This is a genomic window from Pseudomonas sp. Z18(2022), assembly GCF_036346535.1.
Lineage (GTDB): Bacteria > Pseudomonadota > Gammaproteobacteria > Pseudomonadales > Pseudomonadaceae > Aquipseudomonas > Aquipseudomonas yamanorum_A.
In genome coordinates, this window is sequence record NZ_JAOTOA010000028.1 from 37,335 (window position 1) to 62,969 (window position 25,635).

Here is a 25,635-nt window from a genome sequence, read left to right on the forward strand (position 1 = left end):
TCTCTCCACTTGCTTTTTTATAGGTGTGGGATCCGGTGCATCAGCACCCGGTGAGAGCGAGTCTAGGGCGACGACTTCACGAAATCAGCAGGCGCCGGCTGAGTATCAAGATAGCTGATACTTGGCGCCGTTTTTCGTGAAGGTCCGGGTTAAACCGTTGGCTCGATTGAGCAGTACGGCCTGTCGGGGAGCAGGCCGGGAAGGGCAGGAGGCAATTGGCGTGGAGGGCGGGACCAGGCCCGCCTTACAGCGGGGTCAGCACATTCATCACGGTGTCCAGCGCCACGCGTGTGTCATCCAGCTGCACCAGGGACGCATGCCGGGCGCCGAGGGCATCACGGTTCTTGATCGCGGTGAGGATCGCTTTGTGCCGGGGCAGGCTCAGGCCCTGGATATCCGGGCGGCGGTTGGTGATGTTGATCGACTCGCGCAGCGGCAGCGACAGCATGTTGCACATATAGGCAAGCAGGTCGTTGCGGGTGGCGTCGGCAATCGCGCGGTGGAAGTCCAGGTCGGCCTGCAACAGCGTTTCGTGGGTGTTCGCGGTTTCCATGCCCTGGTAGGCTTTTTCGATGGTGGCGATGTCGGCGTCGGTGGCGGTGGTCGCGGCCATGGCGGCGATTTCCGGTTCCAAAATCCGCCGTACACCGGCCAGGGTGTTGAAAAATTCGCTGTGGGGGGTCGACTGCATCAGCCAGGACAGCACGTCCGGGTCCAGCAAATGCCACTGGGCCCGGGGACGCACCATCGCACCGACCTTGGGCTTGGAAATCACCAGGCCCTTGGCGCTCAGCACCCGGGTGGCCTCACGCAATACCGAACGGCTGACTTTGTATTCCTCGCACAGGCTTGCCTCCATGGGCAACCGTTCTTCCGGTTTGAAGCGCCCGGAAACGATGTGCATGCCCAAGTCCTGAACGATTTGGGCGTGCATGCTCTTGCGCGGCTTGGTCGGCTGCTGGTCCATAACAGGAAGGCTACTCTGGCGAAATTGGCGGCATCATAGCATTCCTCCCGTCCCAATTAGTGGGAATGACGTGGCACTTCGGCGCCCCGGCAGCCCACCAGGAAATCGAAGTCGCAGCCCTGGTCGGCCTGCAATACGTGGTCGATATACAGCTGCCGGTAGCCGCCGACGATCAGTTGCTGTGGCGGCGCCAGGTCGGCCATGCGTGCTGCCAGTTCGGCGTCCGGGATGTCCAGGTGCAGGCGGCCGTTGGCGCAGTCGAGTTCGATCCAGTCGCCTTCCTTCACCGTGGCCAACGGCCCGCCGGCTGCCGCTTCCGGCGCCACGTGCAGCACCACGGTGCCGTAGGCGGTGCCGCTCATGCGCGCATCGGAGATGCGCACCATGTCGGTCACACCCTGGGCCAGCAGCTTGGCCGGCAAGCCCATGTTGCCCACTTCCGCCATGCCCGGGTAACCCTTGGGGCCGCAGTTTTTCATCACCAGGATCGAGTTGGCATCCACGTCCAGCTCCGGGTCGTTGATCCGCGCCTTGTACATGTCGAAGTTCTCGAACACCACCGCCCGCCCGCGGTGCTGCATCAGTTCGGCGCTGGCGGCCGAAGGCTTGAGCACTGCGCCGAGAGGGGCCAGGTTGCCCCGCAGCACACAGATACCGCCGTCGGCGCGGATCGGGTTGTCGAGGGTGCGGATCACTTCGTCCTGGCCGTAGATCGGCGCCTCCCTGGTGTTTTCGCCGAGGGACTTGCCGTTGACGGTCAAGGCGTTCGGATGCGGGATCAGGTTGGCTTCACCCAGGCGACGCAGCACGGCCGGCAGGCCGCCGGCGTAGTAGAACTCTTCCATCAGGAAGCGCCCGGACGGCTGCAGGTCGACGATGGTCGGCATGCCGCGGCCCATGCGGGTCCAGTCGTCCAGGTCGAGCTCCACGCCGATGCGTCCGGCGATGGCTTTCAAGTGAATCACCGCGTTGGTCGAGCCGCCGATGGCCGCGTTGACGCGGATCGCGTTTTCAAAGGCTTCCTTGGTCAGGATCTTCGACAGCTTGAGGTCTTCGCGCACCATCTCCACCGCGCGCATGCCGGACATGTGCGCCAGCACATAACGCCGCGCATCCACCGCGGGAATTGCCGCGTTATGGGGCAGGGAAGTGCCCAGGGCTTCGGCCATGCACGCCATGGTCGAGGCGGTGCCCATGGTGTTGCAGGTGCCCGCCGAGCGCGACATGCCGCCTTCGGCCGCGAGGAAATCGTCGAGGGTGATGGTGCCGGCCTTGACCTGTTCGCTGAGCTGCCACACCACGGTGCCCGAGCCGATGTCCTGGCCCTTGTGCTTGCCGTTGAGCATCGGCCCGCCGGTGACGACGATGGCCGGCACGTCGCAACTGGCCGCGCCCATCAGCAGCGCCGGGGTGGTTTTGTCACAGCCGGTCAGCAGCACCACGCCGTCGATGGGGTTGCCGCGAATGGCTTCCTCCACGTCCATGCTGGCCAGGTTGCGGGTGAGCATCGCGGTGGGGCGCAGGTTCGATTCGCCGTTGGAGAACACCGGGAACTCCACCGGGAAGCCACCGGCTTCGATCACCCCGCGTTTCACATGCTCGGCAATCTGGCGGAAGTGCGCGTTGCAGGGCGTCAGTTCCGACCAGGTGTTGCAGATCCCGATGATTGGTTTGCCATGGAACTGATGATCGGCAATCCCCTGATTTTTCATCCAGCTGCGGTACATGAAGCCGTTTTTGTCGGCAGTACCAAACCAGCTGGCGGAGCGCAGGACGGGCTTTTTCTCGGACATGATGTGTTCTCTTATTGTAAGACTATATTGATCTAATCTCGGCTTAACATAGGCGTAAAATCGCCGCTTTGGAAGTGTTGTTGATTAAATAGTAATACTATATAGTCCGATTCAACGAGGCCTGGCCCTGGCGGTTTTCCGCGAGAGGCGACCCGCAACGCTCTATAAAAATAACAATCGGAGACCGCTCACATGAGCCAGGAACAGCGGCTGATACGTCGCATCACGCTCAAACTGATTCCCTTCCTGATCCTGCTGTACCTGATTGCCTACGTGGACCGCTCGGCCGTGGGCTTCGCCAAGCTGCACATGGGCGCGGATGTCGGCATCGGTGATGCAGCGTATGGCCTGGGGGCAGGGCTGTTCTTCATTGGCTACTTCCTGTTTGAAATCCCCAGCAACCTGATGCTTGACCGTTTCGGTGCCCGGCGCTGGTTTGCGCGGATCATGGTCACCTGGGGCGCCATCACCATCGGCATGGCGTTCGTGCAGGGCCCCCACAGTTTCTACGTGATGCGCTTTCTGCTGGGCGCGGCGGAAGCCGGGTTCTTCCCGGGCGTCCTGTACTACATCACCCAATGGTTCCCGGTGCGTCACCGCGGCAAGATCCTCGGGCTGTTCATCCTCTCCCAACCCATCGCCATGATGATCACCGGGCCCGTGGCGGGTGGCTTGCTCGGCATGGACGGAGTCCTCGGCCTGCATGGCTGGCAGTGGTTGTTCATCGTCATCGGCACCCCGGCGATCCTGCTGACCTGGCCGGTGCTGCGCTACCTGCCGGACGGGCCGCAACAGGTCAAATGGATGGACCAGGCCGAGAAGGACTGGCTCACCGGCGAGTTGGCCAAAGACCTGCAAGCCTACGGCCAGACCCGGCACGGCAACCCGCTGCATGCGCTGAAGGACAAACGCGTTTTGCTGCTGGCGCTGTTCTACCTGCCGGTGACCTTGAGCATTTATGGCCTGGGCCTGTGGCTGCCGACCTTGATCAAACAGTTCGGCGGCAGCGACCTGACCACCGGCTTCGTATCGGCGGTGCCGTATATCTTCGGGATCATCGGTTTGCTGATCGTCCCGCGCAGTTCCGACCGCCTGAATGATCGCTACGGGCACCTGGCGGTGCTTTATGTATTGGGCGCCATCGGCCTGTTCTTCAGCGCCTGGCTGACCGTACCGGTGTGGCAACTGGCAGCGCTGTGCCTGGTGGCGTTCGCGCTGTTCTCTTGCACGGCGGTGTTCTGGACCTTGCCCGGGCGGTTCTTTGCCGGCGCCAGTGCGGCGGCGGGCATCGCCTTGATCAACTCGGTGGGCAACCTGGGCGGCTACATCGGCCCGTTCGTGATCGGCGCGCTCAAGGAATACACCGGCAACCTCGCGTCGGGCTTGTACTTCCTGGCGTGCGTGATGCTGTTCGGTGTGGTGTTGACCGCAGTGGTGTATCGGTTGCTGGAGCGCAAGCACGTGCTGCCGCCCGACCAGTTCGCCGCCAGCGCCCGTGGCGCCACGCGTACTTAATTGGCAATCAGGAGAACACTCATGGGTTTAGTGCAGTTTGAATTGAGCAATGGCGAACGCCGGGTGGGCGTGGTCGAGGGCGGGCAGGTGCGCGAGGTGCAATCCGCACGCTCGGTACGCGACCTGGCGCTCGCCGCCATCGAGGCCGGTGTCACCTTGCAACAGCAGGTGGAGCGCCTCGGCCTCGGGGCCAGCCACGACTATGCCGAGTTGCTGGCCGGGCAGCGCATCCTGCCGCCGCTGGATCATCCGGACCCGGCGCATATGCTGGTCAGCGGTACCGGCCTGACTCACCTGGGCAGCGCGTCGGCCCGGGACAAGATGCACCAGCAGGCCGGTGACGAGAGCGCGATGACCGACTCCATGCGCATCTTCAAATGGGGTGTGGAGGGCGGCAAACCGGCCTCGGGCCAGGCCGGTGTGCAACCGGAGTGGTTCTACAAGGGCGACGGCAGCGTGGTGGTGCGCCCGGGGCAGCCGTTCCCGGTGCCGGCGTTTGCCGAGGACGCCGGCGAAGAGCCGGAAATCGCCGGGCTGTATGTGATTGGCCACGACGGCAGGCCGTATCGCCTGGGCTACGCGGTGGGCAATGAGTTTTCCGACCACGTGATGGAGCGCAAGAATTACCTGTACCTGGCCCACTCCAAACTGCGCAGTTGCAGCTATGGTCCCGAGTTGCGCCTGGGTGAGCTGCCCCGGCACCTGGCGGGCACCAGCCGTATCCTGCGCGACGGCGAAGTGCTGTGGCAGAACGAATTCCTCAGTGGCGAAGCCAACATGTGCCACAGCCTGGAAAACCTGGAATACCACCATTTCAAATACAGCCAGTTCCTGCGCCCGGGGGACGTGCATATCCATTTCTTCGGCACCGCCACCTTGTCGTTTGCCGAGGGTATTCGGACCCAGCCCGGGGACGTATTCGAAATCAGCCAGGCTGAGTTCGGCGCGCCCTTGATCAACGGCATTGCGCGGGTCGACGGCGCCCTGGCACCCGGTCGCGTAGGCACCCTTTAAGGAGACAGGCATGACCCGGATTATCGGCCACAACTACATCGGCGGGCAGCGCAGCGCGGCCGGCAGCGTTACGCTCCAGAGCGTCGACGCCACCACCGGCGAGGCCTTGCCCTTTGATTTCTACCAGGCGACGGCGCAGGAAGTCGACGCTGCGGCCAACGCTGCGGCGGCGGCTTACCCGGCCTATCGCACCCTGAGCGCGCAGCATCGCGCGGCGTTCCTGGAAGCGATTGCCGATGAGCTGGAGGCCCTGGGCGATGACTTCGTCGCCTTGGTCTGCCGCGAAACGGCGCTGCCCGCCGGGCGCATCCAGGGCGAGCGCGGCCGTACCAGCGGCCAGATGCGCCTGTTCGCCAAAGTACTGCGGCGCGGTGATTTCTACGGTGCGCGTATCGATCAGGCGCTGCCGGATCGCCAGCCCTTGCCACGCCCGGATCTGCGCCAGTACCGCATCGGTCTTGGCCCGGTGGCGGTGTTTGGGGCGAGCAACTTTCCCCTGGCGTTTTCCACGGCCGGTGGCGACACCGCCGCCGCGCTGGCCGCCGGCTGCCCGGTGGTGTTCAAGGCCCACAGCGGCCACATGGCCACCGCCGAGCGGGTGGCCGACGCGATCCTGCGGGCGGCCCACAGCACCGGCATGCCCGACGGCGTGTTCAACATGATCTACGGCGGCGGTGTGGGAGAGGCGCTGGTCAAGCACCCGGCGATCCAGGCGGTGGGGTTTACCGGCTCGCTCAAGGGCGGTCGGGCCCTGTGTGACATGGCGGCCGCCCGCCCGCAACCGATCCCGGTGTTTGCCGAGATGTCCAGCATCAACCCGGTCATCGTCCTGCCCCAGGCCCTGCAAACCCGGGCAGGCAGCGTCGCCCGGGACTTGGTGGCTTCGGTGGTCCAGGGCTGCGGCCAGTTCTGCACCAACCCGGGCCTGGTGATCGGCATTGCTTCGCCTGCATTTCGCGCCTTCACCCATCAGGTCGTGCAACTGATGGACGGGCAACCGGCGCAAACCATGCTCAATGCCGGCACGTTGAGCAGCTATGGCAAAGGTCTGCAAACCCTTCGCGCCCACCCTGGCATCGAACACTTGGCTGGCGAGGCGCAAGCCGGCAATCAGGCACAGCCACAGCTGTTCAAGGCGGATGCCAGCCTGCTGATCAACGGTGATGAAGTGCTGCAGGAAGAAGTGTTCGGCCCCACCACCGTTTTTGTGGCGGTAGCCGACCAGGCGCAACTGACTGCCGCGTTGCACGGCCTGCACGGCCAGCTCACGGCGACGATCATTGGCGAGCCGGCGGATTTCACTGAGTTCAGCGAGTTGACGCCGCTGCTGGAGCAAAAGGTCGGGCGCATCCTGCTCAACGGCTACCCTACCGGGGTCGAAGTGTGTGATGCGATGGTCCACGGCGGGCCGTATCCGGCGACGTCCGATGCTCGTGGCACCTCGGTAGGCACCTTGGCCATCGACCGTTTCCTGCGACCTGTGTGCTTTCAAAATTACCCTGATAGCCTGCTCCCCGACGCCCTGAAGAATGCCAACCCCTTGCGCATTCAGCGTCTGGTAGATGGGCAGCCGTCTCGCGAAGCGCTGTAACGCGAGCAAGTTCATTACCACCTGAAAACAACAAGAACGCAGGAGGTTTCATGTCGTGGACCGCAGTCACACCGCACCGGGCTCGACTGGGCGAAGGCCCGTTCTGGGACGTGCCGGGCCAGGCGCTGTACTGGGTGGATATCATCGGCCGGCAGGCGTTGCGCCTGCAGGGCGGGCAACTGCACGCCTGGCAACTGCCCGAACCGGTCTCGGCGTTTATCCCGTGTGCAAGTGGCGATGCGCTGGTGACCCTGAGCAGCGGCGTGTACCGGCTCGACCTCGATTCGCCGCAGTCCGACCCACGCCTGACCTTGCTCTGCGTCGCCGACCCGCACCCGGGCAACCGGGCCAACGAAGCCCGCTGCGATGCCCGGGGCCGGCTATGGCTGGGCACCATGCAGAACAACATCGGCGCCCAGGGTGAAGACCTGCCGGTGCTGCGGCGTTCCGGCGGGCTGTTCCGGGTGGATGCCGACGGCCACGTCACACCGTTGCTGCACGGCCTGGGGATTCCCAACACCTTGCTGTGGAATGACGAAGGCACCCACGTGCATTTCGGCGACAGCCTGGACGGCACGCTGTATCGACACGCGATCACCGACGCTGGGCAGCTGGCACCCGCAGAATCCTGGTTCGGGCCTCACCCGCGCGGCGGCCCGGACGGTTCGGCCATGGACACCGAAGGCTATATCTGGAACGCCCGCTGGGACGGCAGTTGCCTGCTGCGGTTGATGCCGGATGGCGAGGTCGACCGGGTGCTCGAGCTGCCGGTCAGCCGTCCCACCAGTTGCGTGTTCGCAGGCCCGGACCTCAAGACCTTGTACATCACCAGCGCCGCCAGCCCGCTGAATCACCCGCTGGATGGTGCGGTACTGGCCATCGAGGTCGATGTACCGGGGAAAATCTGCCACCGGTTCGCCGGATGACCCACAGGCTTCACCGCTGTTCAACCCACTCAAAAACAACAACAAGGAGTCACCCTATGAATCGTCGTCGTGGTATCCGTTCCCTGTGCTGCGCCGCTGTGGCGGCGTCTGCGTTCAGCCTCAGCGGCCTGTTGCTGGCGGCTGAGCCGGTGAAAATCGGCTTTCTGGTCAAGCAGGCCGAAGAGCCGTGGTTCCAGACCGAATGGGCCTTCGCCGAAAAGGCCGGCAAGGACAAGGGCTTTGAAGTGATCAAGATCGCCGTGCCCGACGGCGAGAAAACCCTCTCGGCCATCGACAGCCTGGCCGCAAACGGTGCCAAGGGCTTTGTGATTTGCCCGCCGGACGTGTCCCTGGGCCCGGCCATCATGGCCAAGGCCAAGGCTAACGGTTTGAAAGTGATCGCCGTGGATGACCGCTTTGTGGATGCCAAGGGCAACTTCATGGAAGACGTGCCTTACCTGGGCATGGCCGCCTTTGAAGTGGGCGAGAAGCAGGGCAGCGCCATGGCCACCGAGGCGAAAAAACGCGGCTGGGACTGGAAGGACACCTACGCGGTGATCAACACCTACAACGAACTCGACACCGGCAAGAAGCGCACCGACGGTTCGGTCAAATCCCTGAAAGCGGCAGGCATTCCAGACGACCACATCCTGTATGCGGCCCTCAAGACCCTCGACGTGCCTGGCAGCATGGACGCCACCAACTCGGCATTGGTGAAACTGCCCGGCGGCGCGAAAAACCTGATCATCGGCGGCATGAATGACAACACCGTGCTCGGCGGCGTGCGTGCCACCGAAAGCGCCGGCTTTGCCGCGGCCAATGTCATCGGTATCGGCATCAACGGCACCGACGCCATCGGCGAGTTGAAGAAAGCCAACAGCGGCTTCTTCGGTTCCATGCTGCCCAGCCCGCACATCGAGGGCTACAACACCGCGAGCATGATGTTCGAGTGGATCACCACCGGTAAGGAACCACCGAAGTACACCGCGATGGACGAGGTCACGCTGATCACCCGCGAGAACTTCAAGCAGGAGCTGGAAAAGATCGGTCTGTGGAACTGACGACCGCTGACGTTCCCCGGCGGCCCTGGTGGCGGGGCTGCCTGACCTGTGTGACGAGGTGGTTATGCACGCGCAACTGAAACAACCCGAGAGCGCCGGCGCCAGCCTGTGCTTCAACGGCATCGGCAAGACGTTTCCCGGAGTCAAGGCACTGGACGGCATCAGCTTCAGCGCCCACCCCGGGCAGGTCCACGCCTTGATGGGCGAGAACGGCGCCGGCAAATCCACGCTGCTGAAAATCCTCGGCGGCGCCTATCAGCCCAGCAGCGGCAGCCTGCAGATCGGCGCGCACACCCTGGCCTTCAAGTGCGCGGCCGACAGCATCGCCAGCGGCGTCGCGGTGATCCACCAGGAGTTGCACCTGGTGCCGGAAATGAGCGTGGCCGAAAACCTGTTCCTCGGGCATTTGCCGGCCAGCTTTGGATTGATCAACCGCAGCGCGTTGCGCCAGCAGGCATTGGCTTGCCTCAAGGGCCTGGCGGATGAAATCGACCCCGAGGAAAAAGTCGGGCGGCTGTCCCTGGGCCAGCGCCAGTTGGTGGAAATCGCCAAGGCGTTGTCCCGTGGCGCCCATGTGATTGCTTTCGACGAACCCACCAGCAGCCTGTCGGCGCGGGAAATCGACCGCCTGATGGCAATCATCGGTCGCCTGCGGGACGAGGGCAAAGTGGTGCTTTACGTGTCCCATCGCATGGAAGAGGTGTTCCGCCTCTGCAACGCGGTGACCGTGTTCAAGGACGGCCGCTACGTGCGCACTTTCGAGGATATGAGCAGCCTGACCCACGATCAACTGGTGACCTGCATGGTCGGTCGCGACATCCAGGACATCTACGACTACCGCCCACGTGCGCGCGGCGCGGTGGCGCTCAAGGTCAACGGCGTGCTGGGCCACGGCTTGCGTGAACCGGTGAGTTTCGAGGCCCACCAGGGCGAGATCCTCGGCCTGTTCGGGCTGGTGGGCGCCGGGCGTACCGAGTTGCTGCGGCTGCTGGGCGGCCTTGCGCGCACCACCGCCGGCAGCCTCGATTTATGCGGTGAAGCCTTGCGCCTGCGCTCACCCCGCGACGCGATCGACGCCGGCATCCTGCTGTGCCCCGAGGACCGCAAGAAGGAGGGCATCGTGCCGCTGTCCAGCGTTGCCGAGAACATCAATATCAGCGCGCGCAGTGCCCATTCGCGGTTTGGCTGGTTATTGCGCGGCCGTTGGGAGAAGGACAACGCCGCCCGGCAGATCCAGGCGCTGAAGGTCAAGACGCCCACGGCCGCGCAGAAAATCATGTACCTGTCCGGCGGCAATCAACAGAAGGCCATTCTCGGGCGCTGGCTGTCGATGCCGATGAAAGTCCTGCTGCTGGACGAGCCCACCCGGGGCATCGACATCGGCGCGAAGGCCGAGATCTACCAGATCATCCATGACCTGGCGGCCCGCGGGATTGCGGTGATCGTGGTGTCCAGCGACTTGATGGAAGTGATGGGGATTTCCGACCGGATCCTGGTGCTGTGTGAAGGCGCGATGCGCGGCGAGATGAGCCGCGAACACGCCAATGAATCCAACCTGCTGCAAATGGCCCTGCCGCGCCAACGCGCCGGGAACTGACGAGGTGACTATGACAAGCCAAAACACGGCGCTGCCCACGGCGCGCAAGCCCCTGGACCTGCGCAGCCTGCTGGACAACTGGGCGATGCTGCTGGCAGCGGTGGGGATCTTCGTGCTCTGCACCTTGCTGATCGACAACTTCCTCTCGCCCCTCAATATGCGTGGCCTGGGGCTGGCGATCTCCACCACCGGGATTGCCGCGTGCACCATGCTGTATTGCCTGGCGTCCGGGCATTTCGACCTGTCCGTAGGCTCGGTGATTGCCTGCGCCGGGGTGGTGGCAGCGATCGTGATGCGCGACACCGACAGCGTGTTCCTGGGCATCGGTGCGGCGCTGCTGATGGGCCTGGTGGTGGGATTGATCAACGGCATCGTGATCGCCAAGCTGCGGGTGAATGCGCTGATCACCACGCTGGCGACCATGCAGATCGTGCGCGGCCTGGCCTATATCTTTGCCAACGGCAAGGCGGTGGGCGTGTCCCAGGATTCGTTCTTTGTCTTCGGCAATGGCCAATTGTTGGGGGTGCCGGTGCCGATCCTGATCACCATCGTATGCTTCCTGTTCTTCGGCTGGCTGCTCAACTACACCACTTACGGGCGCAACACCATGGCCATCGGCGGCAACCCGGAGGCGGCGTTGCTGGCGGGGGTGAACGTGGATCGCACCAAGATCATCATCTTCGCCGTGCACGGGGTGATTGGCGCCCTGGCCGGCGTGATCCTGGCTTCGCGCATGACCTCCGGCCAGCCGATGATTGGCCAGGGTTTCGAACTCACGGTGATTTCGGCCTGTGTGCTGGGCGGGGTCTCGTTGAGCGGCGGGATAGGCATGATTCGCCACGTGATTGCCGGGGTGCTGATCCTGGCGATCATCGAGAATGCGATGAACCTGAAGAACATCGATACCTTCTACCAGTATGTGATCCGGGGTTCGATCCTGCTGCTGGCGGTGGTGATTGATCGCATGAAGCAACGTTGAACCTGGTGAGAGCTGTCGAGCTTCAGCTCGACAGCTCTCACCCGTTTAGTTGGCAGAGAATTTCAGCACGGTGTTCTGGGTGTAGGTCTGGCCAGGGTCGAGGCGGGTGGACGGGAAGTTCGGCTGGTTGGGAGCGTCGGGAAAGTGTTGGGTTTCCAGGGTAAACGCGCTCCAGTGGGCGTAGGGTTTGCCACCCTTGCCCTTGATCGAGCCGTCGAGGAAGTTGCTGGTATAGAACTGCACGCCGGGCTCGCTGGTATATAGCTGCAAGCGGCGCCCGGACTGCGGGTCGTGCACCTCGGCGGCCAGTTTGCCGAGGTCACCCTGGGTATCCAGCACCCAGTTGAAGTCAAAACCACCTTGTTTCGGCTCGGCGTATTTCAGCTGGGGATGATCGTCCTTGATGTGCTGGCCGATGGCGGTAGGTTTGAGAAAGTCCATCGGCGTGCCGGCCACCGGGGCCAGTTCGCCGGTGGGAATCAAGGTGCTGTTGACCGGGGTGTAATGGCTGGCATGCAGGGTGGCCAGTTGCTTGAGCACGTCACCGTTACCGGCGCCGGCGAGGTTGAAGTAACTGTGGTTGGTGAGGTTCAGCACCGTGGGTTTATCGGTGCTGGCCTTGTAGTCGATGTGCAACTCGTTGTTGTCGTTGAGGCTGTAGGTGACATCGACTTTCAGGTTGCCGGGAAAACCCATCTCGCCGTCCTTCGACAAGTAGCTCAAGGTCACGCCCACCGAGTCATTCTGCTTGACCGGCTGGGCTTTCCAAACGTGCTTGTCGAAGCCCTGCGGGCCACCGTGCAACGAGTTTGGCCCGTCGTTGAGGGGCACCTGGAAGCGTTTGCCGTCCAGTTCGAACGCGCCTTTGGCCAGGCGATTGCCAAAACGGCCGATGGTCGCGCCAAAGAACGCAGTGCCGGCCTGATAGCCCTGGACGTTATCGAAGCCCAGTACCACATCGGCGAACTGGCCGTGTTTGTCCGGTACCTTGAGCGACTGCAGTACAGCGCCGTAGGTGATGACCGTGGCTTGCATGCCATGGCTGTTACGCAACACGTACTGCTCGACGGCGGTGCCGTCATTGGTCTTGCCGAAGGGTTTGTGTTCGCTGGACAAGCCAGCGGCATGAGCGCCAAGGCTGGCCATCGCCAGGGAGAGGCCAAGGCTGGTAAGCAGGAATCGGGATTGCCGCATGACTGAGCTACCTTTATTGTTGTTAATTAAATAGTTCGACTATTTATCGTATTTCGATCAAGTGCAGTGCTGATATATAGACAAAATCGCAAAATTTGCAATATAAAATAAGACTAAATAGAGCGGAGTGACCGTCACATGCACACTGAAAAACAGCCTGTCGCCCAAGCCACGTACCCGGACCTGCGGGATAAGACGGTGTTGATTTCCGGAGGGGCTTCCGGGATTGGCGAATCCATGGTGCGAGCCTTTGCACGCCAGGGTGCCAGGGTCGCTTTCGTGGACCGGGCGCAAGGGCAGGGTGACCGGTTGGCGGCGGTACTGTCGGCCGAGGGGCATAGCGTTGAGTTCGCCCATTGCGACATCACCGACGAGATCGCCTACAAGGCCGCGATCGGGCGCCTTGCGCAAACCCTGGGGCCGATCGACGTGCTGGTGAACAATGCGGCCAATGACGTTCGACACACCCTGGATCAAATCGACTCAGAGCTGTTCGACCAACTGATTTCAGTCAACCTGAAGCACGCCTTTTTTGCCGCCCGGGCCGTGGTGCCGATGATGAAGGCGGCGGGGCACGGCTCGATCATCAACCTGGGATCCGTCGGCTGGATGATGGCCTCCAGCGGCTACCCGGTGTACGCCGCCAGCAAAGCTGCGGCCCACGGCATGACCCGCGCCCTGGCACGAGAGCTGGGGCCCAGCCGGATCCGGGTCAATACGCTGGTGCCGGGTTGGGTAATGACCGAAAAACAACTGGCGCTGTGGGTGGACGACGCGGCGCGGGAACTGATCAGCCGCAGCCAGTGCCTGCCGGGCAGTGTGCAGCCGGAGCATATCGCCAACATGGCGCTGTTTCTGGCGTCGGACGTGTCGGCGATGTGCTCGGCGCAGAATTTTATTGTGGATGGGGGTTGGGTCTGAAACGCCTCTGCCAAACGTGTTCTCTAAGTTTCTCAAACGTCATCAACCATTTATTTTGGGCGTGATACGCTAGCGTTACTTTTGAATTGGCACTGGTCGTTCCCGCGTACACGGCGACAGTGAGGAGTGAACATGTCGAAAATTTCCCACCACGATCTACGGCGCTCGTTTCGCGAGTTGCTCGCCTCCCAACACTGCTTTCATACCGCTTCGGTGTTTGACCCGATGTCGGCCAGGATCGCTGCAGACCTGGGCTTTGAAGTCGGTATCCTGGGCGGTTCGGTGGCGTCGCTGCAGGTCCTGGCTGCACCGGACTTCGCGCTGATTACCCTGAGTGAATTCGTCGAGCAGGCCACCCGGATCGGCCGGGTTGCACAACTGCCGGTAATCGCCGACGCCGATCACGGCTACGGCAATGCGCTGAACGTGATGCGCACCGTGCAGGAGCTGGAGCGTGCGGGCGTTTCGGCGCTGACGATTGAAGATACCTTGCTGCCTGCGCAGTTCGGGCGTAAATCCACCGACCTCATCAGCACCGAAGAGGGCGTGGGCAAGGTCAAGGCGGCGCTGGAGGCACGGGTTGATCCGCAGCTTTCGATCATCGCCCGGACCAACGCCGCCGTGCTGCCGGTGGACGACGTCATCCATCGCACCAAAGCGTATCAAGAGGCGGGTGCAGACGGCATCTGCATGGTGGGTATCCGTGACTTCGACCACCTTGAAGAGATCGCCGAAGGCCTGACGGTGCCGCTGATGCTGGTGACCTACGCCAACCCGAACCTCAATGACAACGAACGCCTGGCCAAACTGGGCGTGCGGATTGTGGTGGCCGGCCACGGCGCCTACTTCGCCTCGATCAAGGCCACCTACGACAGCCTGCGCGAACAGCGCAACCTCACCCGCAGCACGTCAAACCTGACGGCCAGCGAGTTAACCCATACCTACACCTTCCCCGATACCTACGTGAACTGGGCCAAAGAGTTCATGGACGTTCAAGAGTAAAACCCTGTAGGAGCGAGCTTGCTCGCGAAAAACTCGAGGACACCGCGTGCATTCAGGATGCCAGCGTTATCGTTGACGTTTTTCGCGAGCAAGCTCGCTCCTACAGAGGCTCTAAGCTAATTCCATAAAATTATTTATTTTATTTTTTATAGATCAATATCATCTAACTGAGTTGACCCTTGAAGAGCCGGGAACCGCGCTGCTCAAGTCTTATCCGCTCAGGAATCTATAAAAATGAAAACGCTGAAACTGGCCCGGAATCTCTTCTCGGCCGTGGGCCTCGCTGTCCTTTCCCTAAGTGCTCAATCCGCTGACCTGACCTTCGGCTACATCAACGGCATCGACCCGATCAAGCGCGCGATTGCCGATGGCGAATATGAAAAGGGCATTGGCCAGAAAATCGATTGGCGCGCATTCGATGCGGGCCCGGCCGTGTTGGCGGCGATGGCGTCCGGCGATGTGCAAATCGGCAACCTGGGTTCCAGCCCGCTGGCCGCAGCGGCTTCGCGCAACATGCCGTTGGTGGCGTTCATTGTCAGCGCCCAGATCCGCAGTTCCGAGGCACTGGTGGTGCGCGACGGCAGCGGGATCAAGACTCCTGACGACCTGATCGGCAAAACCATCGCCGTGCCGTTTGTCTCAACCTCCCATTACAGCCTGCTGGGTGCGCTGAAGCACTGGAACCTGGACCCGCGCAAGGTCAACATCGTCAACCTGACACCGGCGCAAATCACCGCCGCGTGGGCCCGTGGCGATATCGACGGGGCGTTTACCTGGTCGCCTGCACTGGGAGAAATCCGCAAGACCGGCAAGATCCTGACCGACGCTGGCGAGGTTTCAAACTGGGGCGCGCCGACCTTTGAAGTGTGGGTCGCCCGCAAGGATTTCGCCGAAAAGAACCCCAAGGTCGTGGCCGACTTTGCCAAGGTCAGCCTGGCAGCCATTGCCGATTATGCGGCGCATAAAAAAGACTGGACTGCCGACTCCGCCCCTGTGAAGAGCATCGCCCGGCTTACCGGGGCTAACGCTGCGGATATTCCCGAGTTGCTGGAAGGCTCTTCGTTCCCGACAGCCGCCGAACAGAAAAGCGCGCAATACCTCGCTGGCGGCACCGCCAAGGAAATCGCCAAGACCGCCGAGTTTCTGAAGGAACAGGGGAAAATCGAAAAGGTCCTGCCGGACTATTCAGCCTTTGTCAGCGACAAGTTCATCGGAGAGTAATCATGGGCCTGACGCTTCATCCCCTTGGCCCTGCCATCGGCGCCGAGGTCGAGGGGCTGGATATGTCCCTGCCTCTGACTGATCAACAGCACGACTGGGTAGAGCAAGCACTGCTGCAGCATCAGGTGTTGTTCTTCCGTAACCAGGCCATTACCCCCGCGCAGCACGTAGCGTTTGCCGCGCGGTTTGGTGATTTGCACCGGCATCCGATTTATCCGCACGTTGACCAGCACCCGGAACTGCTGCTGATCGACACCGCCGTGACCGATGTGCGCGACAACGCCATCTGGCACACCGACGTGACCTTCCTCGCCGCGCCGGCGATGGGCTCCGTATTGGCGGCCAGGCAAGTGCCGGCCTTTGGCGGGGATACGTTGTGGGCCAATGGCGTGGCGGCGTTCGAAGCGTTATCGGCCCCCATCAGGCACCTGCTTGATGGCCTGACCGCTACCCACGAGTTGACCAAGTCCTTTCCCACCGAACGGTTTGGCAGCACGCCCGAAGCATTGGAACGCTACGAAAAAGCCAGGAAGGATCACCCGCCGCTGTCACACCCGGTGGTCAGGACCCATCCCGCTACGGGTCGCAAGGCATTGTTTGTGAATGAAGGCTTCACCACGCGAATCAACGAGCTTGAGGCGGCAGAAGGTGAGGCGCTGCTGCGGCTGTTGTTCAGCCACGTGAGCCGCCCGGAATTTACCGTGCGTTGGCGGTGGAAGGCGAATGATGTAGCGTTCTGGGATAACCGCATTACCCAGCATTACGCGATTGATGATTACCGGCCGCAAAGGCGGGTGATGCACCGCGCGACGATTTTGGGTGACGTGCCTTTTTGATGGAGGATCAGTCGATGGACCTGCCCTTGGTGATCAACCCGGACGACTATCTGGAAACCGAGTTCGGCAGGGAATTCACGCCTGAGCGAAATCGACAGGCATGGCAGCTCGCGTATGCACGGTTGAGGCACGTACTGTCGGAAGCCGCAGCGGGTGCTCATGTTTACGTGGTCATGGGCGTGCAAGGGGCTGGCAAGTCGCGCTGGGTGTCGGAAAACCTTGAGCGGTTGGGTCGTGGGGCGATCGTCTTCGATGCGGCCCTGCCGGCGCGGCGTCATCGGGAGGAGCTGCTTTCCATTGTCAGGGAATATGCAATCCCGGTAACGGGCATCCTGGTGAGTGCACCCTTGGAGCTGGCGTTAGCGCGAAACGCACAACGCAGCGCTGACAAGAGAGTGCCGGAGGCGGCGTTGAAAAGCGTGTTCAACATGCTTGAACCGCCTGATGAAGCCGAAGGGTTTGTGTGGGCACAGACGATTGTCAGCGGCTAAAGGTATTTGCACTCTTCCCGCAGCAGCGTCCTGCGGTGTCAGTTCCCTGAGCCGCAGGCGGTCGGTGTTGATGATGGGGAAGTCGGACACTGTGGGCGTCATCTTTTGCAAAAACGATCCCTAAGGTGTGTTGTACGGCGCAAAAAATCAATCAGGCGGGATGCAAACACACTCTCCTGATCAACCGAGATCAAATGTGGGAGCTGTCGAGCCCCACATTGTTCTGAGCGATCAGTCCTCGCGTTTCACCACCAACGTCAAGATGTCATAACTGGCCACCAACTCACCCAGCTGGTTGGTCACCTCCACATCCCACGCCACCACGCCTTGCGGAATGCCCTGCGGGCTCTTCTTGCCCTGGTCGATCTTGCGCTTGCAGGTCAGCCGCGCCTGGATGGTGTCGCCAATGCCCACCGGGTTGATAAACCGCAGGGTGTCCAACCCGTAGTTCGCCAACACCGGCCCCGGTGCCGGGGACACGAACAGCCCGGCCGCCGCCGACAGCACAAAATAACCATGGGCGATGCGCTTGCCGAATTGCGATTCCTTGGCGGCGATGTCGTCGAAGTGCATGTAGAAGTGGTCGCCCGACAGGCAGCCGAAGTTCACCAGGTCAGCCTCGGTGACGGTGCGGCGGTGGGTCAGCAGTGATTCGCCAATCTGCAGGTCCTGGAAGAACCGGCGGAACGGGTGCACTTCGGTCTCGATGACCTTGGCGCCGCGCACGTATTCGCCGGTGACGGCCGCCAGCATGGTGGGCGAGCCCTGGACTGCCGCGCGTTGCAGGTAGTGTTTCACCGCGCGCAAGCCGCCGAGTTCTTCGCCACCACCGGCGCGGCCCGGGCCGCCGTGTTTGAGCTGTGGCAGCGGCGAGCCGTGGCCGGTGGATTCGGCGGCGGATTCGCGGTCGAGCACCAGCAGGCGGCCGTGCCACGCAGCCGCGACTGGAATGGCTTTGGCGGCGATCTGCGGGTCTTTGGTGATCAGGCTGGCGACGAGGCTGCCTTTGCCCCGTGCGGCGAGGGCGAGGGCTTCGTCCAGGTCGTCGTAGGCCATCAAGGTGCTGACCGGGCCGAAGGCCTCGATGTCGTGGGCGCCACCCTCAGCGTGCGGGTCGCGGGCTTGCAGCAGGGTCGGGGCGAAGAAGGCGCCCTGGTTGACGTTTTCGCCGCGGGGTTCAAAGCCGTCGCGGGCGCCGAACAACATGTCGCTGCTCTGCAACAGGCTTTCCAGGCGCTCGGCCACGTCTTTTTGCTGGTCGTGGGAGGCCAGCGCGCCCATGCGCACGCCCTCCACCGACGGGTCGCCCACCACGACTTTTTTCAGGCGGTCCCGCAGGCGGGTGGCGACGGCGTCGATGTGTTTGGCCGGCACGATGGCGCGGCGAATGGCGGTGCATTTCTGCCCGGCCTTGGTGGTCATTTCCCGGGCGACTTCCTTGATGAACAGCTCGAACTCTTCGTCGTCCGGGCTCACGTCCGGGGCGAGGATCGCGCAGTTCAGCGAGTCGGCCTCGGCGTTGAACGGCACCGAGTTGCGGATCAGGTTAGGGTTGACCCGCAGCTTGGCGGCGGTGTCGGCGGAGCCGGTGAAGGTCACCACGTCCTGGCCTTGCAGGCGGTCGAGCAGGTCGCCGGTGCTGCCGATCACCAGTTGCAGGCTGCCCGCTGGCAGCAGCCCGGATTCGTCCATCAGGCGCACCACGGCTTCGGTCAGGTAGCTGGTGGCGCTGGCCGGCTTGACGATGCACGGCATGCCCGCCAGGAAACTCGGGGCGAATTTTTCCAGCATGCCCCAGATCGGGAAGTTGAACGCGTTGATGTGCACCACCAGGCCGCCACGGGGCACCAGAATGTGCGTACCGGCGAAACTCCCCAGCTTGCTCAACTGCATTGCCGGGCCTTCGTGGACGATATTGCCCGATGGCAATTCCCGCGAACCGAGGCTGGCGTAGGTGAACAGGGTGCTGTTGCCGCCTTCGATGTCGATCCAGCTGTCGGCACGGGTCGCGCCGCTGTGGTGGGAGAGGGCGTAGAGCTGTTCCTTGCGCTCGCTCAGGTACAGGGCGATGGCCTTGAGGCGCTGGGCCCGTTGCTGGAAGTCCAGGGCCATCAGCCCGCTGACGCCCTGGCGACGGCCATGCTCGATGGCTTCGGCGAAGTCCGGGCGCTCTTCATGGGTGCGTGCCAGTTCGTGGCCGTCGATGGCGCTGCGCAGCACCTGGGCGCCGTGTTGGCCGATCCAGCGGCCAGCGATAAAACTTTGCAGGGTAGGGGCGTGAGGCATCACGATTCCTCCGGGTTGAATAAAGAGAGTTAGTGTTTGCTGGCGCCTGCGGCACCAATGCCGGTCATGGAGCGAATGAACTGCGCCAGGTAACGCCCACGCTCAATGGCGGCGCGGGGCGAGCGGTCGGTGACGGAAAAGCCCCAGGCGCTGAAAAACGCCAGGCTCATGGAGAACAGGGCCGGGTTGGAGTACGGGAACAGCGCCTTGTCGTAATGCAGCACGTTGACCCACACCGCCGGGCTCAGCACCAGCAGCACGATGGCCGAGACCAGCCCCGCCAGGCTGCCGGTCACCGCGCCACGGGTGGTCAGGCCCTTCCAGTACATCGAGAGGAACAGCACCGGGAAATTCACCGAGGCGGCGATTGCCAATACCAGGCCCGACAGAAACGCAATGTTCTGCGACTCAAACAGCAGGCCGAGGATGATCGCCAGCACGCCGATGCACAGCGTGGCGATGCGCGACACGCGGATTTCCTGTTGCTCACTGGCCTGGCCCTTGCGGATCACGCAGGCATACAGGTCATGGGACACCGCCGATGCGCCGGACAACGCCAGCCCGGCCACCACGGCCAGGATGGTCGCGAAGGCCACCGCCGAAATGAACCCGAGGAACAGGTTGCCGCCCACGGCCTGGGCCAGGTGCACGGCGATCATGTTGCCGCCGCCGATGATTGCGCCATTGGCATCCCGGAAGCTCGGGTCAGTGCCCACCATGACGATGGCGCCGAAGCCGACGATGATCAGCAGCAGGTAGAAGTAGCCAATGAAACCGGTGGCGTAGAACACGCTCTTGCGCGCTTCCTTGGCGTCGCTGACGGTAAAGAAGCGCATCAGGATATGCGGCAGCCCGGCGGTGCCGAACATCATGCCCAGGCCCAGGGAAATCGCATCGATCGGGTTCGACAGCAAGCCGCCCGGCGCCATGATCGCGTTGCCCTTGGCGTGCACAGCGGTGGCGCCGGCGAACATCGCTTCGGTGCTGAAGCCAAAATGCTTGAGCACCATGAACGCCATGAAAGTGGTACCGAACAGCAGCATCACCGCCTTGATGATCTGCACCCAGGTGGTGGCGAGCATGCCGCCGAAGGTCACGTAGAACACCATCAGCACGCCCACCAGCATCACCGCGTACAGGTAGTCGATGCCGAACAGCAGCTCGATCAGCTTGCCGGCGCCAACCATTTGCGCCACCAGGTACATCAAGGCCACGGTCAGGGTGCCGAAGGCCGAGGTCAGGCGCACCGGGGTTTGTTCCAGGCGGTAGGACACCACATCGGCAAAGGTGTACTTGCCCAGGTTGCGCAGGCGTTCGGCGATCAGGAACAGGATAATCGGCCAGCCAGCCAACACGCCCAGGGCGTAAAGCAGGCCGTCATAACCGTTGAGGAACATCATCGCCGAGATGCCGAGGAATGACGCCGCGGAGATCATGTCGCCGGCGATCGCCAGGCCATTCTGGAACCCGCTCATGCCGCCGCCGGCGGTGTAGAAATCGCTGGCGGAGCGGGTGCGCAGGGCGGCCCAGCGGGTGACGCCGAGGGTGAACAGCACAAACACCAGGAACATGCCGATGGCGTTCCAGTTCAATGGCCGGGATGCACTGTCGGCGGCCACCGCCAAGTCGGTGGCCAATGCCAAAGGCAGGAGAAACCACGCCACAAGCCGGCTCATGCTGCGCACTCCTGCTTGAGTTTGTCGTTCAGCGGGTCGATCACATGGTTGGCGCGGTACACATAAAAGCCGGTCAGCGCGAACGCCAGCAGCACAATCACCACACCCACCAGCATGCCCACGGTGGTCACGCCGCCGCTCAACGACTTTCCGAGGGTGGCCGGGGAGAACGCCACCAGCAGCACAAACCCGAAATAGATCACCAGCATGATCAGCGACAGCGACCAGTACAGGTTCTGTTTGCGGCGTACCAACTGGATGAAATCGGGATGTCGACGGATGCGTTCGATAGCGTCGGGGGTCATGGCGGTGTGCTCCTTTTTATTGTTGTTGTGGTTAAACCTGCGTCCTGTAGGAGCGAGCTTGCTCGCGAAAAACCTGAGGGCGCCGCGTTGATTCAGGCTGCCCGCGTCATCGTTAACGACCTTCGCGAGCAAGCTCGCTCCTACAGGGGAGCGGTGTGTCCTTAAAGCTGATCGAAGTCCAATACCACCTTATCGCTGACCGGGAACGCCTGGCACGACAGCACATAGCCGGCGGCCACTTCGTAGTCCTCCAGGGCGTGGTTGCTGTCCATCTCCACTTCGCCTTCGATCACCTTGCATTTGCAGGTGGAGCACACGCCGGCCTTGCACGAATACGGCAGCTCAGCGCCTTGGGCGTTGCCCGCGTCAAGAATGCTTTGGCTGTTGCGGGGCAGGTCGAAAGCCAGGGCGCGGCCATCGCTGATCACGGTGATCTGGCTGACCTCCGCATCCACTTGGCGCGCCGCTTCACGAGCCTCGCGTTTGTGCTGGCTGCCGGCGGCGGCGAACAGTTCGAAGTGAATGCGCTCCGGCGCCATGCCCTTGGCCTTGAGGCTGTCGCGCACGGTTTCGGTCATTTCCTGGGGGCCGCAGATAAAGGCCGCGTCGAGGGCTTTTACGTCGAGCCAGCGGGAGAACAGTTGCTCGCATTTGTCAGCGTTGATACGGCCGTTGTAGAGGTCGACATCCTGTTGCTCGCGGCTGAACACGAAGATCAGGTTCAGGCGCTGCAGGTAGCGGTTTTTCAGGTCTTCGAGCTGTTCGCGAAACAGCGCGCCAGAGCTGGAACGGTTGCCGTACAGCAGCGTCACGCGGCTGTGGGGCTCGGTTTGCAGGGTGGTCTTGATGATCGACAGGATCGGCGTGATGCCGCTGCCGGCGGCCACCGCCAGGTAATGACCGTGGCGAGCGGGATCCAGGTCCACATGAAAATGCCCGGCGGGCGGCATCACTTCCAGGCTGTGCCCGGCCTTGAGCTGCTCATTGGCAAACGCCGAGAACCGCCCTCCGGCCACGCGCTTGATGGCGATGCGCAGTTCACCGTCATTGACCCCGGTGCAGATCGAATAAGAGCGGCGCACTTCCTCGCCATCCAGCTGGGTGCGCATCACCAGGTGCTGGCCTTGGGTGAAGTGGAAACTGTCTTGCAGGTGCTGCGGAATCTCGAAGGCGATGGACACCGCGTCACGGGTCTCGTTGCGCACATCCTTGATGGTCAGGCTATGAAATTTGCTCATTGTTGTTCTCCAACCAAGCGGGCCGCTGGCCCCTCAGATGCACTTGAAATAGTCGAACGGTTCCAGGCAGTCGCGGCAGCGGTGCAGCGCCTTGCAGGCCGTGGAGCCGAATTCGCTGAGCACTTCGGTGTGGGTGCTGCCGCATTGCGGGCAGGCAATCACCGGGCTTTCGCCGAGCAGGCTGCGCTTGCTGCTACTGCCTTGGGGTGGTGCGATGCCGTAGGCCCGCAGGCGTTCGCGGCCGCTGCTGGTGATCCAGTCGGTGGTCCAGGCCGGGGTCAGCTTGCGTTCCAGTTGCGGCGCACGAAAACCGGCCAGTTCCAGGGCATCGCGGATATCGCCCTCGATCACTTCGGTGGCGGGGCAGCCGGAGTAAGTCGGCGTGACCACCACATGCAGATGGCCGGCCTGCCAGTCCAGGTCGCGCACTATCCCCAGGTCGACCACGCTCACCACCGGCACTTCCGGGTCCATGACCTGGGCGAGGGTGGCCCACGCGGCGGCCAGGTCGGTGGGTTGCGCCGGCCGTGCGCCCTGGTCGCTGGCGATCAGCTCACCAAGTTGCATCGGGGTACGCTCGGGGCAGGAATTGCATTTCCGCCAGCAGAATCCCCAGGTGCTCGCTGTGCAGGCCACGGCGGGCATCCAGGTAGAAGTAGCTCGCGGCAGGCGGCAGGGGCAGGGTGGCGCTGGTGAAGATTTCGCTGACCTTGGCCTGCCACGCCGCAGCCACTTGCGCCGCGTCCGGCGTGATGCCGGCGGCGTGCAGGCGCTGTTCACTGTCGTCGGCGCTGGTCAGTTCCACGGTGAACCGCCACAGCTCGGGGATCGCCGCGAGCATGCGTTTGTGGCTTTCCTCGGTGCCGTCCCCCAGGCGCTCCACCCACTCGCCGGAGCGGCGCAGGTGATAGGTGACTTCCTTGACGGCCTTGGCCGCGATGCCGGCGATGCGGTCGTCGCTGGACTGGGCCAGGCCGTTCAACACCGGCAAGTGCCAGGCGTCATAGAGGAATTGCTTGAGAATGGTCACCGCGTAGTCGCCGTTGGGTTGCTCTACCAGCAGCAGGTTGCGATAGGCCCGCTCATCCCGGCGGAAGGCCAGGTGATCGGCGTCGCGCCCGTCGTCCAGCAGCTCGGCGGCGTATTCCAGCCAGTTGCGGGCCTGGCCCACCAGGTCGAGGCCGACGTTCATCAGTGCCAGCTCTTCTTCCAGCGCCGGCGCGTGGCCGCACCATTGGCACAGTCGCTGGCCCTGGATCAGGGCGCTGTCGCCGAGGCGCAGCAGGTATTCGATCAGATCGGTTTTAGTGTTCATGGTCGACCTCACATGTGCCCGACTTCAGCCGGCAACTCGTAGAAGCTGGCGTGGCGGTAGACCTTGTCGTCGGCGGGGTCGAACAGCGGGTCTTTCTCGTCCGGAGACGAGGCGGTGATCAGCGCGGAAGGCACCACCCACAGGCTCACGCCTTCACTGCGCCGGGTGTACAGCTCCCGGGCGTTCTCGATGGCCATGGTGGTGTCGGCGGCATGCACGCTGCCCACATGTTTGTGATTCAGGCCGTGCTTGCTGCGCACGAAAACTTCAAACAGGGTCCATTCAGACATAACGGTGACTCCACATCAGGTGGCCGATCAGGCGGCGTTCTTGTTCTGTTTTTTACGGGCGTGGGCCACGGCGGCTTCGCGCACCCAGGCACCGTCTTCAATGGCTTTGCGGCGGGTGGCGACGCGTTCCTGGTTGCACGGGCCGTTGCCCTTGAGCACCTCGTAGAACTCGCTCCACTGGATTTCGCCGAAATCGTAATGGCCGCGTTCGGGGTTCCACTTCAGGTCCGGGTCGGGGCAGGTGCAGCCCAGCAGTTCCAGCTGCGGGATGGTCTGGTCGATGAAGCGCTGGCGCAGTTCGTCGTTGCTCTGGCGCTTGATCTTCCAGGCCATGGACTGGGCGCTGTTGGGGGAGTGTTCGTCGCTGGGGCCGAACATCATCAGCGACGGCCACCAGAGGCGGTTGATTGCGTCCTGGACCATGTCTTTTTGCGCCTGGGTGCCCTGGCGCATCATGGTCAGCAGCAGTTCGTAGCCCTGGCGCTGGTGGAAGCTTTCTTCCTTGCAGATGCGCACCATGGCCCGGGAGTAGGGGCCGTATGAGGTGCGCTGGAGCACCACCTGGTTGACGATGGCGGCACCGTCAACCAGCCAGCCCACTGCGCCCATATCGGCCCAGTTGAGGGTTGGGTAGTTGAAGATGCTGGAGTACTTGGCTTTGCCGCTGTGGAGCTTGGCGATTTCTTCGTCGCGGTCGGCGCCCAGGGTTTCCATGGCGCTGTACAGGTACAGGCCGTGGCCGGCTTCGTCCTGGATCTTGGCCATCAGTTGCAGCTTGCGTTTGAGGGTGGGGGCGCGGGTGACCCAGTTGCCCTCGGGCAGCATGCCGACGATTTCCGAGTGGGCGTGCTGGGAGATCTGGCGGATCAGGGTTTGACGGTAGGCGTCGGGCATCCAGTTCTTGGCTTCGATTTTGATTTCGGCGTCGATCTTTTCCTGGAAGGCGCGCTCCTGGTCGGACATCTCCGACAGGTCCTTGATGCGCTTTACTCCGGTTTCTACAAGCTGTGCGTACATGGGGGGTCTCCCGCCTTGTGTTTTGTCGTAGGCATGGAGAACTTTATAAGCGATACGGAAATTAATATCAAACACAAAATTTAGTGTCGGTATTGGGTTTTGTATCGCTTTGGATGGGGTGTATATCCGTTTCTTCGGTAACGGCGGCTTATGGTTTCGCTCTTACAGCGACTCACTTTGGAAAAGCCGGAATGCCGGCCCAGCCCAAAGTAAGCAAAGGGCTCTGCCCCGCCTGTCGGCACCTCGCTTAGGCTCGGTGTTCCCTCACTCCGGGATTGCTCCGCGGGCCGCCGCGACGGGGCAGGGACGCCCCGTCGCGGCGGCCCGCTTCGTGCTGCCGGAGTGCGGGCACACCGAGCCCTAGCGAGGTGCCGAGTGGTGGGGCAAGAGCGTTTTGCTT

23 protein-coding genes are annotated in these 25,635 nt (G+C 62.7%); 12 read left to right on the forward strand and 11 right to left on the reverse strand.

The genetic code is table 11. The features are described 5' to 3' along the window. Positions 1–244: 244 nt before the first annotated feature. Both V3W39_RS30405 and V3W39_RS30410 read right to left on the reverse strand, forming a co-directional pair. Positions 245–967: a FadR/GntR family transcriptional regulator gene (locus V3W39_RS30405; protein WP_259198966.1), complete on the reverse strand. Its 723-nt coding sequence runs from the start codon at positions 965–967 to the stop codon at positions 245–247. A 56-nt stretch (positions 968–1,023) separates the two neighbouring features. Beyond that, complete coding sequence (locus V3W39_RS30410; protein WP_010173667.1) at positions 1,024–2,760, reverse strand: IlvD/Edd family dehydratase; 1,737 nt, start codon at positions 2,758–2,760, stop codon at positions 1,024–1,026. A gap of 192 nt (positions 2,761–2,952) precedes the next feature. Between V3W39_RS30410 and V3W39_RS30415 the strand changes: the two genes are divergently transcribed. From V3W39_RS30415 to araH, 7 genes are all read left to right on the forward strand, one after another. Continuing rightward, positions 2,953–4,275, forward strand: coding sequence for an MFS transporter (locus V3W39_RS30415; protein WP_177079413.1), 1,323 nt, complete (start codon positions 2,953–2,955; stop codon positions 4,273–4,275). A 21-nt stretch (positions 4,276–4,296) separates the two neighbouring features. Beyond that, positions 4,297–5,289 carry an AraD1 family protein gene (araD1, locus tag V3W39_RS30420; RefSeq protein ID WP_177079412.1) on the forward strand — a complete coding sequence of 331 codons (993 nt, stop codon included), beginning with the start codon at positions 4,297–4,299 and terminating at the stop codon, positions 5,287–5,289. 10 nt (positions 5,290–5,299) lie between these two features. Continuing rightward, a complete protein-coding gene (locus V3W39_RS30425; RefSeq protein ID WP_330213951.1) occupies positions 5,300–6,880 on the forward strand; it encodes an aldehyde dehydrogenase (NADP(+)) in 1,581 nt (526 codons plus the stop codon). A gap of 50 nt (positions 6,881–6,930) precedes the next feature. Next, positions 6,931–7,806 carry an SMP-30/gluconolactonase/LRE family protein gene (locus tag V3W39_RS30430; RefSeq protein WP_330213952.1) on the forward strand — a complete coding sequence of 292 codons (876 nt, stop codon included), beginning with the start codon at positions 6,931–6,933 and terminating at the stop codon, positions 7,804–7,806. A 56-nt stretch (positions 7,807–7,862) separates the two neighbouring features. Then, positions 7,863–8,867: a substrate-binding domain-containing protein gene (locus V3W39_RS30435; RefSeq protein ID WP_177046567.1), complete on the forward strand. Its 1,005-nt coding sequence runs from the start codon at positions 7,863–7,865 to the stop codon at positions 8,865–8,867. A 64-nt stretch (positions 8,868–8,931) separates the two neighbouring features. After that, positions 8,932–10,464 carry an L-arabinose ABC transporter ATP-binding protein AraG gene (araG, locus tag V3W39_RS30440; protein ID WP_330213953.1) on the forward strand — a complete coding sequence of 511 codons (1,533 nt, stop codon included), beginning with the start codon at positions 8,932–8,934 and terminating at the stop codon, positions 10,462–10,464. A 10-nt stretch (positions 10,465–10,474) separates the two neighbouring features. Beyond that, on the forward strand, positions 10,475–11,443 hold the full coding sequence (gene araH / locus V3W39_RS30445) for an L-arabinose ABC transporter permease AraH (protein ID WP_177046563.1): 969 nt from the start codon (positions 10,475–10,477) through the stop codon (positions 11,441–11,443). Between the two features lie 45 nt (positions 11,444–11,488). Here the strand turns inward: araH and V3W39_RS30450 are convergent, their stop codons facing one another. Beyond that, positions 11,489–12,637, reverse strand: a complete 1,149-nt coding sequence (locus V3W39_RS30450) for an aldose epimerase family protein (RefSeq protein ID WP_330213954.1) — start codon at positions 12,635–12,637, stop codon at positions 11,489–11,491. A 138-nt stretch (positions 12,638–12,775) separates the two neighbouring features. On the opposite strand from V3W39_RS30450, the gene V3W39_RS30455 reads away from it, so the two are divergent. From V3W39_RS30455 to V3W39_RS30475, 5 genes are all read left to right on the forward strand, one after another. Further along, positions 12,776–13,558, forward strand: a complete 783-nt coding sequence (locus tag V3W39_RS30455) for an SDR family NAD(P)-dependent oxidoreductase (RefSeq protein WP_177046558.1) — start codon at positions 12,776–12,778, stop codon at positions 13,556–13,558. A gap of 132 nt (positions 13,559–13,690) precedes the next feature. Further along, positions 13,691–14,560: an isocitrate lyase/PEP mutase family protein gene (locus tag V3W39_RS30460; RefSeq protein WP_294734734.1), complete on the forward strand. Its 870-nt coding sequence runs from the start codon at positions 13,691–13,693 to the stop codon at positions 14,558–14,560. A 234-nt stretch (positions 14,561–14,794) separates the two neighbouring features. Next, complete coding sequence (gene tauA, locus V3W39_RS30465) at positions 14,795–15,781, forward strand: taurine ABC transporter substrate-binding protein (protein ID WP_177133891.1); 987 nt, start codon at positions 14,795–14,797, stop codon at positions 15,779–15,781. A 2-nt stretch (positions 15,782–15,783) separates the two neighbouring features. Then, positions 15,784–16,617 (forward strand): taurine dioxygenase, encoded by an 834-nt coding sequence (gene tauD / locus V3W39_RS30470; RefSeq protein WP_177046552.1) that lies wholly within the window; start codon positions 15,784–15,786, stop codon positions 16,615–16,617. 14 nt (positions 16,618–16,631) lie between these two features. Beyond that, positions 16,632–17,108: an AAA family ATPase gene (locus tag V3W39_RS30475; RefSeq protein ID WP_330213955.1), complete on the forward strand. Its 477-nt coding sequence runs from the start codon at positions 16,632–16,634 to the stop codon at positions 17,106–17,108. Positions 17,109–17,339: 231 nt separating this feature from the next. On the opposite strand, the gene paaZ is transcribed toward V3W39_RS30475, so the two are convergent. The 8 genes from paaZ to paaA form a co-directional block, all read right to left on the reverse strand. Next, positions 17,340–19,394, reverse strand: a complete 2,055-nt coding sequence (gene paaZ / locus V3W39_RS30480) for a phenylacetic acid degradation bifunctional protein PaaZ (RefSeq protein ID WP_177046543.1) — start codon at positions 19,392–19,394, stop codon at positions 17,340–17,342. Positions 19,395–19,423: 29 nt separating this feature from the next. Continuing rightward, the gene (locus V3W39_RS30485; RefSeq protein WP_330213956.1) at positions 19,424–21,070 is read right to left on the reverse strand and encodes a cation acetate symporter; all 1,647 of its coding nucleotides are present in this window, start codon (positions 21,068–21,070) and stop codon (positions 19,424–19,426) included. Continuing rightward, complete coding sequence (locus V3W39_RS30490; protein ID WP_330213957.1) at positions 21,067–21,375, reverse strand: DUF485 domain-containing protein; 309 nt, start codon at positions 21,373–21,375, stop codon at positions 21,067–21,069. The genes V3W39_RS30485 and V3W39_RS30490 overlap by 4 nt, the downstream gene beginning before the upstream one ends. A 161-nt stretch (positions 21,376–21,536) precedes the next feature. After that, complete coding sequence (gene paaE, locus V3W39_RS30495; protein WP_330213958.1) at positions 21,537–22,613, reverse strand: 1,2-phenylacetyl-CoA epoxidase subunit PaaE; 1,077 nt, start codon at positions 22,611–22,613, stop codon at positions 21,537–21,539. Positions 22,614–22,646: 33 nt separating this feature from the next. Next, on the reverse strand, positions 22,647–23,180 hold the full coding sequence (paaD, locus tag V3W39_RS30500) for a 1,2-phenylacetyl-CoA epoxidase subunit PaaD (RefSeq protein WP_330213959.1): 534 nt from the start codon (positions 23,178–23,180) through the stop codon (positions 22,647–22,649). Then, on the reverse strand, positions 23,167–23,928 hold the full coding sequence (gene paaC, locus V3W39_RS30505; protein ID WP_330213960.1) for a 1,2-phenylacetyl-CoA epoxidase subunit PaaC: 762 nt from the start codon (positions 23,926–23,928) through the stop codon (positions 23,167–23,169). Before paaC ends, paaD begins: the two co-directional genes overlap by 14 nt. Before the next feature lie 8 nt (positions 23,929–23,936). Then, a complete protein-coding gene (paaB, locus tag V3W39_RS30510) occupies positions 23,937–24,218 on the reverse strand; it encodes a 1,2-phenylacetyl-CoA epoxidase subunit PaaB (protein ID WP_003208899.1) in 282 nt (93 codons plus the stop codon). 27 nt (positions 24,219–24,245) lie between these two features. Further along, positions 24,246–25,235, reverse strand: coding sequence for a 1,2-phenylacetyl-CoA epoxidase subunit PaaA (gene paaA, locus V3W39_RS30515; RefSeq protein ID WP_063029019.1), 990 nt, complete (start codon positions 25,233–25,235; stop codon positions 24,246–24,248). Positions 25,236–25,635: the final 400 nt, after the last annotated feature.